The sequence below is a fragment of the Escherichia sp. WS2035 genome (assembly GCF_046487065.1).
GTDB classification, from domain to species: Bacteria; Pseudomonadota; Gammaproteobacteria; order Enterobacterales; family Enterobacteriaceae; genus Escherichia; species Escherichia coli.
Genome location: NZ_JBJQKD010000027.1, coordinates 1 through 13,691 on the forward strand (window position 1 = coordinate 1; position 13,691 = coordinate 13,691).

The window sequence follows — 13,691 nt, forward strand, 5'->3', positions numbered from 1 at the left end:
GTCCGTTTATATGAATTTGGTGCCCGGACTCGGAATCGAACCAAGGACACGGGGATTTTCAATCCCCTGCTCTACCGACTGAGCTATCCGGGCAACGGGGCGCATTAAACCTGATTCGCCTCGTCTCGTCAATCAAATTTCTTCAATTTACTGCAGACTGCACAATCTATCATCACTTTGCCGCTATTGCACGCATTGTCAGGCAAACCAGGCGGTCCAGGCGGCGGAAAGCGGCATTGCCAGAAGGAGTGCTGGAAGCATGTTGACCACCGGGAACATTTTAATGCCACAGATGCGTAATCCGGTTGCCAGCAGCAATAAACCGCCTACGGCGCTGAAGTCTGCCATCATCGACGGTGTGGTCAGCGGTAATATCAGCGCGGCAGCCCACGCCAGTGTTAACTGGATGATCAGTAATGGAATGCTAATCACCGACACCGCAATACCCAGCGAGCAGGCGAAGATCATCGCCGTAAAGAAATCAAGAAATGACTTGGCGATTAAAATACTCGGATCGCCGGTCATCCCTTCGTTCATCGCCCCGAAGATTCCGGTGCCGCTGGCGCAAAACAGGACAATAATCGCGACAAAATTCTGAATAAAAGATTCATGCGCTGGCTTCTTACGCGAGTGGTGAAACAGATTATGCGCTTTGGCGACCACTGTATTGACGCCTTTTTCCAGCAGACAAATTTCGCCGATTAATGCTCCGAGTAAGGTTGCTAAAACCATCGCCGGAAGGTTGGCGCATTTCACCACCAGTAAAATACCAATCCCCAGCGATGCCAGACCAAAAATTGATGTCATGGAGACGCGGATACGTTCCGGTAAGCGTTGGCTAAGGAGTGCGCCGAAAACGCCACCCAGTAAGACTGCACTTGCGTTGATAAAAGGGCCGATGACCACAAGAGTTCCTGTTAGCTGTATTGTTTGATTTTCTTATTATGAACTTTTGGCGCCGTCGATGGCTTGTTTGTTCGCAAAGTCCTGGCTTGCACGCTTTAGCGAAAGGTGCCATGATTGCGCGAATTTTCTCCTCTCTGTACGGAGTTTGCCCGATGCACGCCACCTCCTTACATTCTCTCGCTTATCGCCGTTTCGCGCGAAACTCTTCTCTTTTTATGCTACTGCTCATGCGGTGAAGTTAACGCACGCTCACTGCAGGACAACAGTAAAATCAGAGCGTTTCTGCTTTTACTGATGTCTGGCGGTCGGAGCTGGTGACCAGTTTGCCCCATATCTCATGGGGCAGGGTTTTCCACCTTGTCCGGTATTCTTACTTCCCCTAAACGGGTTTTGCGCTTACGAAATCAATGAATATTGCCGCCAGTAGTGAACTGGTATCCCGACTTTCTACTCATCGCCGCGTGGTGGCGTTGGGAGATACTGATTTTACGGACGTCGCGGCAGTCGTCATTACCGCTGCGGATAGTCGCAGTGGCATTCTTGCGTTGCTTAAGCGCACCGGTTTTCATCTACCGGTGTTTTTGTATTCCGAACATACTGTTGAATTACCTGCGGGCGTTACGGCGGTAATCAACGGCAACGAGCAGCAGTGGCTGGAGCTGGAATCCGCAGCCTGTCAGTATGAAGAGAATTTGCTGCCACCGTTTTATGACACGCTGACGCAGTACGTTGAGATGGGTAATAGCACCTTTGCTTGCCCTGGACATCAACATGGTGCGTTCTTTAAAAAGCATCCTGCCGGACGCCATTTTTACGATTTCTTTGGCGAGAACATCTTTCGCGCCGATATGTGTAACGCTGACGTAAAATTGGGCGATCTGCTTATTCATGAAGGATCGGCGAAAGATGCGCAGAAATTTGCAGCCAAAGTCTTTCATGCCGATAAAACCTATTTTGTGCTGAACGGCACATCGGCAGCGAATAAAGTGGTGACGAATGCGCTGTTAACGCGTGGCGATCTGGTGCTCTTCGACCGTAACAACCATAAGTCGAATCATCACGGCGCGTTGATTCAGGCGGGGGCGACGCCGGTCTATCTGGAAGCTTCACGTAACCCGTTTGGTTTCATTGGCGGTATTGATGCGCACTGTTTTAATGAAGAGTATCTGCGCCAGCAAATTCGCGACGTTGCGCCAGAAAAAGCCGACCTGCCGCGCCCGTTTCGCCTGGCGATTATTCAGCTGGGAACCTATGACGGCACTGTCTATAACGCCCGTCAGGTGATCGATACCGTTGGGCATCTGTGTGATTACATTCTGTTTGATTCCGCGTGGGTCGGTTACGAACAGTTTATCCCGATGATGGCGGATAGCTCGCCGCTGCTGTTAGAACTTAACGAAAACGATCCGGGGATCTTTGTGACCCAGTCGGTGCACAAACAGCAGGCGGGATTCTCACAGACGTCGCAGATCCATAAAAAAGATAACCATATCCGTGGACAGGCGCGTTTTTGCCCGCATAAGCGTTTGAATAATGCCTTTATGCTCCATGCTTCTACCAGCCCGTTCTATCCGCTGTTCGCCGCCCTGGACGTTAACGCCAAAATTCATGAAGGGGAGAGTGGGCGTCGGCTGTGGGCTGAGTGCGTTGAGTTGGGTATTGAGTCGCGCAAGGCTATTCTTGCGCGCTGTAAGCTGTTCCGCCCGTTTATCCCGCCTGTTGTTGATGGCAAATTGTGGCAGGATTATCCGACGTCAGTGTTAGCCAGCGACCGCCGTTTTTTCAGTTTTGAGCCGGGGGCGAAGTGGCACGGCTTTGAAGGATATGCCGCGGATCAGTATTTTGTTGATCCGTGCAAGCTGTTACTCACCACGCCGGGTATCGATGCCGAAACCGGCGAATATAGCGATTTTGGCGTTCCAGCGACGATTCTGGCGCACTATCTGCGTGAGAACGGCATTGTGCCGGAGAAGTGCGATCTCAACTCCATTCTGTTCTTATTAACTCCGGCGGAAAGCCACGAGAAGCTGGCACAACTGGTGGCGATGCTGGTGCAGTTTGAACAGCATATTGAGGATGATTCGCCGCTGGCTGAGGTGTTGCCGAGCGTTTATAACAAATATCCGGTGCGCTATCGCGACTACACCCTGCGCCAGTTGTGTCAGGAGATGCACGATTTGTATGTCAGTTTCGACGTCAAAGACCTACAAAAAGCGATGTTCCGCCAGCAGAGTTTCCCGTCAGTGGTGATGAATCCCCAGGATGCGCATAGCGCTTATATTCGCGGTGAAGTGGAGTTGGTGCGGATTCGTGATGCCGAAGGGCGAATTGCGGCAGAAGGGGCGTTGCCTTATCCACCTGGCGTGCTTTGCGTGGTACCCGGGGAAGTCTGGGGTGGGGCGGTTCAACGTTATTTCCTTGCGCTGGAAGAAGGCGTGAATTTGTTGCCGGGATTTTCGCCGGAGTTGCAAGGTGTCTATAGCGAAACCGATGCGAATGGCATGAAACGGTTGTACGGTTATGTGTTGAAGTAAGAATAAAAAAACGGGTCACCTTCTGGCGACCCGTTTTTCTTTGCGTAATTAGTGGCTAACCGTCTGTGTACCTGTCGGGACACGAACGTGTTTATATTTGAACATCGCCATGAACGCGAAGGCCAGAACCACGGAGTAACCTGCGAAAATCAGCCATACGGTCTGCCAGTCGGTAATGCCGTTTTGGGTGTACATCTCAACCACTTTACCGCTCACGATGCCGCCGAGGATACAGCCGAAGCCGTTGGTCATCATCAGGAACATCCCCTGCGCGCTGGCGCGAATTGCCGGGCTAACTTCTTTTTCGACAAACACCGAACCAGAGATGTTGAAGAAGTCGAATGCGCAACCGTAAACGATCATCGACAGTACCAGCAGTACAGTACCGAACGGAGTCGGGTCGCCGTAAGCAAACAGAGCAAAACGCAGGATCCACGCCACAATACTGATCATCATTACGTTCTTAATACCGTAGCGGCTTAAGAAGAACGGGATGGTCAGAATGAACAGGGTTTCAGAGATCTGCGAAATCGACATGATGATTGACGCATGCTGCACGATGAAGCTGCTGGCAAACATCGGATCTTTGTCGAAGCTGTGCAGGAAGGTATTACCGAACATGTTGGTAATCTGCAGTTCCGCGCCCAGCAGCATTGAGAAGATGAAGAAGATTGCCATACGCTTGTTTTTAAACAGAGCGAATGCATCGAGGCCCAGCAGGGTTGTCCAGCTCTGATTCGCTTGCTGTTTAGCAACCGGAATATGCGGCAGAGTCAGGGTAAACAGAACCAGAATGGCGGAAAGCGCTGCGCCAATATACAGCTGCATGTGGCTTAATTCGAAGCCGGACAGGCTCACCACCCACATTGCCATGATAAAGCCGATGGTGCCCCAGATACGGATTGGCGGGAAGTCAGTAACGATATCCATCCCGGCATTTTGCAGGCGATAGTAAGAGATGGTGTTGATTAACCCAAGCGTTGGCATATAAGCAAACGAGTTAATCAATATCACAAGGAACATCGCCTCCGGCGTAGTGACCTCTGCCGCCATGAACAGCGTGATAGCGCCAATGGTGTGGCAAATGGCATAGACCCATTTCGCACTTAACCATTTGTCGGCCACAATCCCCAGCAGCGCAGGCATAAAGACCGCGGCGATACCCAGTGAACTATAAACTGCGCCAATAGAAGCACCGTCAAACTTCAGGGTAACAAACATATAGGAGCCGAGGGTCGTCAGCCAACTTCCCCACAGACAGAACTGCAGAAAAGAGAGGATTTTCAGCTGCAGCTTAAGATTCATGTTAATTTCCTCACATCGTGATGCGGATGAGTGTTTGAAAAAGCACATTTGACCGTGCGAGATGATGGGATTCTATCAACTTCGCGGACTGGTTTTTTGTTACCTGTGGCAAATAATTGCAAACATTCCCAATTTGCAAAACGAAATTGTGATGTGGATAACATTTTTGCCCCTGAGCATCGTCAGGGGCGGTTAGTGGAATTATCGGCGGCGGTAGGATTTTTGCGCGGTATTCACTTTATAAAGATAACGGCGAGATTCCGCAGAAGGATGGCGGGTCGTCAGCGTCTGATAAACATCGCCCGGCGTCATGGTGTTAATAATATTGGCAGCCTGAATCTTATCATTCGAAAAGACTCGCAGCACGCTGCCTGCGCCGCCGTTATAGGCGGTGATGACGGCATAACGCCGCGATGTTGGGTTATCAATTCCGCCGAGATAAACGTTGTTCAGCATCGCCAGATACGCGGTGCCGGTATCAATATTGCTGGCAGGATCAAACAAGAAACTGCGGCTCGGCGTGCCGGATTTCCCCTGCGAGCGGAACACATCTTTCCCGGCAGTATGTTGTACCACCTGCATTAACCCCAGCGCATCGGAACGGCTGACCGCATATGGGTTAAAGGATGACTCGGTCTGCATAATCGCCAGAATCAGCGACTCATCAACGCCATATTTCCGTGACGCCTGGCGGACCATGCCGAGATATTTGTGCGCACGTTTATCAAGGTGGTTCGGCACCATGTTAATGGTGACGCTGTAGATGATACGCAGCCCGTTGCTGCGGCTCTTCAGACGGTTTTTCAGCAGATAATCCGCGAAGTTGCTTGCGCGACCTTCCCAGCGAATCGGCTGCCCGGTGTTGTCCACCACCTGACCGTAAAGGAAAGGTTCTTTCGAAATCGTAATATCATCAACGTCGGAATAGAGATCGACCGAACTCGGATCGTCGCCCATCAGCAACGTTTTGATAATTGCCCGGCGCAGGTGCGCGGCAGGTTCTGTCCCGGCGATGGTTTCGATAGTAATCGTACCGTCATCGAAGTTGATGTGGCTGCGGGTCTGATATTGATCGGTGTATTTCACGTAGTCCTTAGGACCGGCGATCACCACCTCTTTGAAGCCCCAGATGTTCTCAATATTGTGGGCAAATTGCCCCATCAGAATATCAAAACCGTTGGTATCTTTGACCCAAGCTTCGTTATAGGTATCGCCTTTTTTGGTCGTCGAACAGGAGATGAGCAACGGCGCAATCAAAGCCAGCGCGAGATATTTTTTCATCATTCCGGGTGCGTGTTGTGTTTGTTTTTATGCAAGTTGCCGGAGGCGTGCTCCGGCACTGTTTTTATTTTTTATCTTCCGGCGTATAGCCCTCGATATGCACCTCTTTACCCTCGAACAGGAAGTTGACCATCTCCTGCTCCAGCAGCTTGCGGTGCTCGGCATTCATCATGTTGAGTTTCTTTTCATTAATCAGCATGGTTTGTTTGTGCTGCCACTGCGCCCAGGCTTCTTTGGAGATCTCGTTATAGATGCGTTTTCCCAGTTCGCCGGGGTACAGCTGAAAATCCTGACCTTCTGCTTCACGTTGCAGGAAAGTACAAAAAATCGTTCTGCTCATAAATCATCCTCTTTATCGACTCACGCGCTAAACCGGCGCGCCAGTGCGTAACTGCTGTAACAAACGCTCCACGGGAGCCGCCAGGCCAACTGACGGCGGTTGCGCTAAGTTATACCAGAGCGCATTGTCTTCATCCATGCAGCCGGTGAATGACGACACGGGAAGCCACATAGGCACAATATCTAAGTGGAAATGGCTGAAGGTATGCCGAAACGCGGTCAGCTGCGTCAGGTTATCGGCAGCAATCTGTCGTTGCGCCAGCCACTGCCGCAAACTTTCTTCATCGGCAAACTGCGGGAAACAGTATAAACCGCCCCACAATCCACTCGGCGGACGCTGCGCCAGCAATACTTCATCTTCGTGCTGTAACAGCAAAAAGTAGCCGGTGCGCTCTGGCAGCGTCTGTTTCGGTTTTTTGCCCGGATAAAGCGACCAGCTATTGTTGGCGGCGGCAATACATCCGTTTTGTAGCGGACAGAGCGAACATTTCGGCTTAGAGCGCGTACAAATCATCGCGCCCAAATCCATCATCGCCTGATTAAACCGTTCCACGCCAACCGCGGGCGTCACCTGCTCGCTCAAACTCCATAGTTTATTCTCGACCTCTTTTTTCCCAGGCCAGCCGCTTACAGCATAGCAGCGCGCCAGCACGCGTTTGACGTTACCGTCGAGAATCGGAAAGTGCTTACCCAGAGAAAGCGAGAGAATCGCGCCTGCGGTGGAACGCCCGACGCCCGGCAGTGCTGCAACTTCCTCAAAGGTTTCCGGGAATTTACCGCCGTGTAGGGCCGCCACTTGTTGTGCCGCTTTATGTAGGTTGCGCGCGCGGGCGTAATAGCCAAGCCCGGTCCACAAGTGGAGAACTTCGTCGAGCGGCGCATTGGCGAGATCGGTCACCGTTGGGAAGCGCGCCATAAAGCGTTCAAAATAGGGGATAACGGTCGCAACCTGAGTTTGTTGCAACATCACTTCTGAGAGCCATACTTTGTAGGGCGTCTTGTCAATTTGCCAGGGCAGCGTTTTCCGCCCGTATTTATCGTACCAGTCCAGAACCTGGGCTGAAAATTGCGACGCTTGCATGGTCACCGAATTCACTGTTGTTGGGGGCAAGATTGCAGCACAGCGACGGCAGGGTGTAAACCGGAACTTTCCGCAGCCACGGCCTTATCATGCTTGCATCCGGCAACTAACTTTGGATAATGCCCGTTTTCAGAACACTTTCACAAGCGACTAAATCTTTATGAAAAACGACGTCATCTCACCGGAATTTGATGAAAACGGCCGCCCGCTGCGCCGTATCCGTAGTTTTGTGCGCCGCCAGGGGCGACTGACCAAAGGCCAGGAACATGCGCTGGAAAACTACTGGCCGGTGATGGGCGTTGAGTTCAGCGAAGATATGCTGGATTTCCCTGCGCTTTTTGGCCGTGAAGCGCCGGTGACGCTTGAGATTGGTTTTGGCATGGGCGCGTCGCTGGTGGCAATGGCTAAAGATCGCCCCGAGCAGGACTTCCTCGGCATTGAAGTGCATTCACCGGGTGTTGGTGCGTGCCTGTCTTCTGCGCATGAAGAGGGCTTAAGCAACCTGCGCGTGATGTGTCACGATGCGGTTGAAGTGCTGCATAAAATGATTCCTGACAATTCATTGCGCATGGTGCAGCTCTTTTTCCCTGACCCGTGGCACAAAGCGCGCCATAATAAACGCCGTATCGTTCAGGTGCCGTTTGCCGAGCTGGTAAAAAGCAAACTGCAGCTGGGGGGCATATTCCATATGGCGACCGACTGGGAACCTTATGCGGAACATATGCTTGAAGTGATGTCTTCTATTGACGGTTATAAAAACCTGTCAGAGAGCAATGATTACGTACCGCGTCCGGCATCACGTCCGGTGACGAAATTTGAACAACGTGGTCATCGTCTTGGTCACGGAGTATGGGACTTAATGTTCGAGAGGGTGAAATAATGGCAAAGAACCGTAGCCGTCGTCTGCGTAAAAAAATGCACATCGACGAATTCCAGGAATTAGGATTTTCGGTGGCATGGCGATTCCCGGAAGGTACATCGGAAGAACAGATTGATAAAACCGTTGATGACTTTATTAACGAGGTTATCGAACCGAACAAACTGGCCTTTGACGGCAGCGGATATCTGGCCTGGGAAGGTTTGATCTGCATGCAGGAAATCGGCAAATGCACCGAAGAGCATCAGGCGGTTGTGCGTAAGTGGCTGGAAGAACGCAAACTGGAAGAGGTACGCACCAGCGAACTTTTCGACGTTTGGTGGGACTAAGAAAGCATACGGGCGATGACAAATGCAAAACTGCCTGATGTGCTACGCTTATCAGGCCTATAAAGATGCACGATCGAGTAGGCTGGATAAGGCGTTTACGCCGCATCCGGCATGGAAAACGCGCACTTTGTTATCAATCTGGGGCCAGCAAATGCTGGCCTGATTTGTTCTTGAGGGAAGACTATGATGCGCAAAATGCTGCTGGCGGCAGCACTTTCAGTGACGGCAATGACCGCTCACGCCGACTACCAGTGCAGCGTCACGCCGCGTGACGATGTGATTGTCAGCCCGCAAACCGTGCAGGTGGAGGGCGAAAACGGCAATCTGGTGATCACGCCAGACGGCAACGTGATGTATAACGGTAAGCAATATTCCCTGAATGCCGCCCAGCGCGAGCAGGCGAAGGATTATCAGGCTGAACTACGTAGCACCCTGCCGTGGATTGATGAAGGCGCGAAAAGCCGCGTCGAGAAAGCCCGTATTGCGCTGGATAAAATTATCGTTCAGGAGATGGGCGAAAGCAGCAAAATGCGCAGCCGTCTGACCAAACTTGATGCGCAGCTGAAAGAGCAGATGAACCGCATTATCGAAACGCGCAGCGATGGCCTGACGTTTCACTATAAAGCCATTGATCAGGTTCGTGCCGAAGGCCAGCAATTAGTGAATCAGGCAATGGGCGGAATTTTACAGGACAGCATTAATGAAATGGGCGCGAAAGCGGTGCTGAAAAGCGGCGGTAACCCATTACAGAACGTGCTGGGAAGCCTGGGCGGTCTGCAATCCTCAATCCAAACCGAGTGGAAAAAGCAGGAAAAAGATTTCCAGCAGTTTGGCAAAGATGTTTGTAGCCGCGTTGTGACTCTGGAAGATAGCCGCAAAGCCCTGGTCGGGAATTTAAAATAATCCTCTATTTTAAGACGGCATAATACTTTTTTATGCCGTTTAATTCTTCGTTTTGTTACCTGCCTCTAACTTTGTAGATCTCCAAAATATATTCACGTTGTAAATTGTTTAACGTCAAATTTCCCATGCAAAGCTAAGGGATAATGCGTAGCGTTCACGTAACTGGAGGAATGAAATGGAGTTTTTCAAAAAGACGGCACTTGCCGCACTGGTTATGGGTTTTAGTGGTGCAGCATTGGCATTACCCAATATCACCATTTTAGCAACCGGCGGGACCATTGCCGGTGGTGGTGACTCCGCAACCAAATCTAACTACACAGCGGGTAAAGTTGGCGTAGAAAATCTGGTTAATGCGGTGCCGCAACTGAAGGACATTGCGAACGTTAAAGGCGAGCAGGTAGTGAATATTGGCTCCCAGGACATGAACGATGATGTCTGGCTGACACTGGCGAAAAAAATTAACACCGACTGCGATAAAACTGACGGCTTCGTCATTACCCACGGTACCGACACGATGGAAGAAACCGCTTACTTCCTCGACCTGACGGTGAAATGCGACAAACCGGTGGTGATGGTCGGTGCAATGCGCCCGTCCACGTCTATGAGCGCAGACGGTCCATTCAACCTGTATAACGCGGTAGTGACCGCAGCTGATAAAGCCTCCGCTAATCGTGGCGTACTGGTAGTGATGAACGACACCGTGCTTGATGGCCGTGATGTCACCAAAACCAACACCACCGATGTAGCGACCTTCAAGTCTGTTAACTACGGTCCTCTGGGTTACATTCACAACGGTAAGATTGACTACCAACGTACCCCGGCACGTAAGCACACCAGCGACACGCCGTTCGATGTCTCTAAGCTGAATGAACTGCCGAAAGTCGGCATTGTTTATAACTACGCTAACGCATCCGATCTTCCGGCTAAAGCACTGGTAGATGCGGGCTATGATGGCATCGTTAGCGCTGGCGTGGGTAACGGCAACCTGTATAAAACCGTATTTGACACCCTTGCAACCGCTGCGAAAAACGGCACTGCAGTAGTGCGTTCTTCCCGCGTACCGACGGGCGCTACCACTCAGGATGCCGAAGTGGATGATGCGAAATACGGCTTCGTCGCCTCTGGCACGTTGAACCCGCAAAAAGCGCGCGTTCTGCTGCAACTGGCTCTGACGCAAACTAAAGATCCGCAGCAGATCCAGCAGATCTTCAATCAGTACTAATCACTTCGCCCCGGTATCGTGCCGGGGCTTATTCACTTCAGACTCACGTCCATTGCCAATTTTTATTACCCTAATGATAATCACCGGAATAAATTATTCCGCGCGAGGGTTTTCGGGTGAAAAAGCAATGGATTGTTGGTACGGCGCTGCTTATGTTGATGACTGGTAATGTCCGGGCAGATGGTGAACCGCCAACTGAAAATATCTTAAAAGATCAATTCAAAAAGCAGTATCACGGCATTCTCAAGCTTGATGCCATCACCTTAAAAAATCTTGATGCTAAGGGTAATCAGGCCACCTGGTCAGCGGAAGGCGATGTCTCTTCCAGTGACGATCTCTATACCTGGGTCGGTCAGTTGGCAGATTACGAGCTGCTCGAACAGACCTGGACGAAAGATAAACCGGTGAAATTCTCGGCGATGTTAACCAGTAAAGGAACGCCCGCGTCTGGCTGGTCGGTGAACTTTTACTCTTTTCAGGCGGCAGCCAGCGATCGTGGGCGGGTGGTTGACGATATCAAAACCAATAATAAATATCTGATCGTGAATAGCGAAGATTTCAATTATCGCTTTAGTCAGCTTGAGTCTGCATTGAATAACCAGAATAACTCGATTCCTGCACTGAAAAAGGATGTAAAAGCGCTTGATAAGCAAATGGTGGCGGCGCAGAAAGCAGCGGATGCATATTGGGGAAAAGATGCAAACGGTAAGCAAATGACCCGCGAAGACGCCTTTAAAAAAATTCACCAACAGCGTGATGATTTTAATAAACAGAACGATAGCGAGGCGTTCGCGGTTAAATATGACAAAGAGGTTTATCAACCGGCGATTGCGGCATGTCATAAACAGAGTGAAGAGTGTTATGAAGTGCCGATTCAGCAGAAGCGAGATTTCGATATCAACGAACAACGGCGACAGACTTTTCTGCAATCACAAAAACTTAGCCGTAAATTGCAGGATGACTGGATAACGCTCGAGAAAGGGCAATATCCGTTAACGATGAAAGTTTCAGAAATAAACAGTAAAAAAGTCGCGATTTTGATGAAAATTGACGATATCAACCAGGCTAATGAACGCTGGAAAAAAGATACCGAACAACTGCGGCGCAATGGGGTGATTAAGTAATTTTTGCGATGACGCAAGAGTTGTAGCCGGATGTTGCGTACACGCCGCATCCGGCAATACAAATTTACTCAGCCAGAAAAAGCTCCAGCAGCGAATTTAAAAACAACTTCCCATGTTCCGTTATCTGCCAGTAATCCGCACATTCTGTGAGATAACCCTGAGCGATAGCCTCGTCTAACTGTGGGCGAATAACCTCTTCTGAAAGGCCAGTATACTGGCTAAACTCCACGCGCGGCGCAGGTTCCAGCAAACGGAAGCGATTCATAAAGAACTCAAATGGTTTATCTGCGGCTTCGACATCACGCTGGCTTTCCAGATACCGCCCCTGCATAAAACCACGTGGATGACGCGTTTTGGTGGTACGCAGAATGCGCCCATCCGGGAAGGTCACTTTGCCATGCGCGCCGCAGCCAATACCGATGTAGTCACCAAAGCGCCAGTAGTTGAGATTGTGCTGGCACTGATAACCGGGTTTGGCGTAAGCGGAAGTTTCATATTGCTGATAACCCGCTGCGGTTAATAACTGATGCCCCTGTTCGAAAATGTCCCACAGCGCGTCATCGTCCGGCAGTACAGGAGGGCGCGAGCCAAACAGCGTATTGGGTTCGATGGTCAGTTGATACCAGGAAAGATGCGGCGGATTCAGTTCAATAGCCTGGCGCAGATCGCCTAGCGCCTCTTCCAGTGATTGATCCGGCAGCCCATGCATCAAATCGAGGTTAAAGCTACGTAACCCTAAACCGCTCGCCAGATTTGCCGCTCGTTTCGCTTCTTGCGGGCCATGAATGCGCCCAAGTCGTTTCAGCTTTTCTTCGCTAAAACTCTGTACGCCAATGGAGATGCGGTTCACACCAGCACGCTGATAATCAACAAAGCGATCGGCTTCAACCGTACCAGGATTCGCTTCCATCGTAATTTCTGCATCCGCTGCCAGCGGCAAACGCGCACGTACGCCGTCCAGCAGCGTTTGCATCGCCGGGCCGGAAAGCAGGCTCGGCGTACCACCGCCAATAAAGATTGTCTTTACTTCACGGCCCTGAGCGTAAGCCACATCGTTGTTCAGATCGTTAAGCAGATGCTGAACATAATCGTCGTGCGGCACTTCTCCTTTCAACGCGTGAGAGTTGAAATCGCAGTACGGGCATTTCTGCACGCACCACGGGATGTGAATGTAGAGACTCAGCGGCGGTAATTTAACCATTACGTAAAGCGTCCAGCAGCAGTTTCAACGCCTGACCACGGTGGGAAATGGCGCTCTTTTCTTCGCGAGTCAGTTCGGCAGCGGTTTTCCCTTCGGAAGGTACGAAGAAGATTGGATCATAACCAAAGCCGCCAGTACCCGCAGGTTCACGAGTAATCACGCCTGGCCAGCTACCGTGGCACACCAGCGGAGTCGGATCTTCCGCGTGACGCAGATATACCAGCACGCAGTGGAAACGCGCCTGACGTTGGTCGTCCGGTACGTCTTTCATTGTTTCCAGCAGTTTTTGCAGATTCTTTTGATCGGTCGCGTCTTCACCGGAATAACGCGCGGAGTAAATACCCGGCGCGCCACCCAGCGCATCTACCGCCAGACCGGAGTCGTCGGCAATTGCCGGTAAACCGGTCACTTTTGCCGCATGGCGCGCTTTCAGAATCGCGTTTTCGATAAAGGTCAGGCCGGTTTCTTCAGCGGAATCTACGCCGAGGTCTGTTTGGGCAACGATATCAAGACCGAAGTCGCTAAGCAGCGACGCCAGCTCACGCACTTTACCGGCATTGCCGGTTGCGAGGACAACTTTTTGCATAGG

14 protein-coding genes and 1 tRNA gene are annotated in these 13,691 nt (G+C 51.1%); 7 read left to right on the plus strand and 8 right to left on the minus strand.

What is annotated here, in order from left to right; genetic code table 11:
* Positions 1–17 precede the first annotated feature (17 nt).
* Together ACJHX4_RS25645 and ACJHX4_RS25650 are read right to left on the minus strand one after the other, a co-directional pair.
* Positions 18–93 (minus strand) — tRNA-Phe (locus ACJHX4_RS25645).
* A 105-nt stretch (positions 94–198) separates the two neighbouring features.
* On the minus strand, positions 199–906 hold the full coding sequence (locus tag ACJHX4_RS25650) for a DUF554 domain-containing protein (RefSeq protein ID WP_000234491.1): 708 nt from the start codon (positions 904–906) through the stop codon (positions 199–201).
* A 152-nt stretch (positions 907–1,058) separates the two neighbouring features.
* On the opposite strand from ACJHX4_RS25650, the gene ACJHX4_RS25655 reads away from it, so the two are divergent.
* Both ACJHX4_RS25655 and speC read left to right on the plus strand, forming a co-directional pair.
* Positions 1,059–1,142 carry a hypothetical protein gene (locus tag ACJHX4_RS25655; RefSeq protein WP_212734243.1) on the plus strand — a complete coding sequence of 28 codons (84 nt, stop codon included), beginning with the start codon at positions 1,059–1,061 and terminating at the stop codon, positions 1,140–1,142.
* 171 nt (positions 1,143–1,313) lie between these two features.
* Positions 1,314–3,440 carry an ornithine decarboxylase gene (gene speC / locus ACJHX4_RS25660; protein ID WP_001017268.1) on the plus strand — a complete coding sequence of 709 codons (2,127 nt, stop codon included), beginning with the start codon at positions 1,314–1,316 and terminating at the stop codon, positions 3,438–3,440.
* Between the two features lie 48 nt (positions 3,441–3,488).
* Here speC and nupG read toward each other — a convergent pair whose 3' ends face one another.
* From nupG to mutY, 4 genes are all read right to left on the minus strand, one after another.
* Entirely contained in the window at positions 3,489–4,745 is a 1,257-nt protein-coding gene (gene nupG, locus ACJHX4_RS25665; protein WP_001298251.1) for a nucleoside permease NupG, read from the minus strand.
* Between the two features lie 201 nt (positions 4,746–4,946).
* Positions 4,947–6,026 carry a membrane-bound lytic murein transglycosylase MltC gene (gene mltC / locus ACJHX4_RS25670; RefSeq protein ID WP_000760323.1) on the minus strand — a complete coding sequence of 360 codons (1,080 nt, stop codon included), beginning with the start codon at positions 6,024–6,026 and terminating at the stop codon, positions 4,947–4,949.
* Between the two features lie 64 nt (positions 6,027–6,090).
* Entirely contained in the window at positions 6,091–6,366 is a 276-nt protein-coding gene (locus tag ACJHX4_RS25675) for an oxidative damage protection protein (RefSeq protein ID WP_000091700.1), read from the minus strand.
* A 27-nt stretch (positions 6,367–6,393) separates the two neighbouring features.
* A complete protein-coding gene (mutY, locus tag ACJHX4_RS25680) occupies positions 6,394–7,446 on the minus strand; it encodes an A/G-specific adenine glycosylase (RefSeq protein ID WP_001298265.1) in 1,053 nt (350 codons plus the stop codon).
* A 160-nt stretch (positions 7,447–7,606) separates the two neighbouring features.
* Here mutY and trmB point away from each other — a divergent pair, with 160 nt between their 5' ends.
* The 5 genes from trmB (at position 7,607) to ACJHX4_RS25705 (ending at position 11,901) form a co-directional block, all read left to right on the plus strand.
* Complete coding sequence (gene trmB, locus ACJHX4_RS25685) at positions 7,607–8,326, plus strand: tRNA (guanosine(46)-N7)-methyltransferase TrmB (protein WP_000786915.1); 720 nt, start codon at positions 7,607–7,609, stop codon at positions 8,324–8,326.
* Entirely contained in the window at positions 8,326–8,652 is a 327-nt protein-coding gene (locus ACJHX4_RS25690; protein WP_001107570.1) for a YggL family protein, read from the plus strand. Before trmB ends, ACJHX4_RS25690 begins: the two co-directional genes overlap by 1 nt.
* A gap of 183 nt (positions 8,653–8,835) precedes the next feature.
* Positions 8,836–9,555, plus strand: coding sequence for a DUF2884 domain-containing protein (locus tag ACJHX4_RS25695; RefSeq protein WP_000984787.1), 720 nt, complete (start codon positions 8,836–8,838; stop codon positions 9,553–9,555).
* 175 nt (positions 9,556–9,730) lie between these two features.
* Complete coding sequence (gene ansB, locus ACJHX4_RS25700) at positions 9,731–10,777, plus strand: L-asparaginase 2 (RefSeq protein WP_000394107.1); 1,047 nt, start codon at positions 9,731–9,733, stop codon at positions 10,775–10,777.
* A gap of 116 nt (positions 10,778–10,893) precedes the next feature.
* Positions 10,894–11,901, plus strand: coding sequence for a DUF1202 family protein (locus ACJHX4_RS25705; protein WP_000745230.1), 1,008 nt, complete (start codon positions 10,894–10,896; stop codon positions 11,899–11,901).
* Positions 11,902–11,965: 64 nt separating this feature from the next.
* On the opposite strand, the gene hemW is transcribed toward ACJHX4_RS25705, so the two are convergent.
* Together hemW and ACJHX4_RS25715 are read right to left on the minus strand one after the other, a co-directional pair.
* Positions 11,966–13,102, minus strand: a complete 1,137-nt coding sequence (gene hemW, locus ACJHX4_RS25710) for a radical SAM family heme chaperone HemW (protein WP_000239984.1) — start codon at positions 13,100–13,102, stop codon at positions 11,966–11,968.
* Positions 13,095–13,688, minus strand: a complete 594-nt coding sequence (locus tag ACJHX4_RS25715; RefSeq protein WP_001174738.1) for an XTP/dITP diphosphatase — start codon at positions 13,686–13,688, stop codon at positions 13,095–13,097. Before ACJHX4_RS25715 ends, hemW begins: the two co-directional genes overlap by 8 nt.
* Positions 13,689–13,691 lie beyond the last annotated feature (3 nt).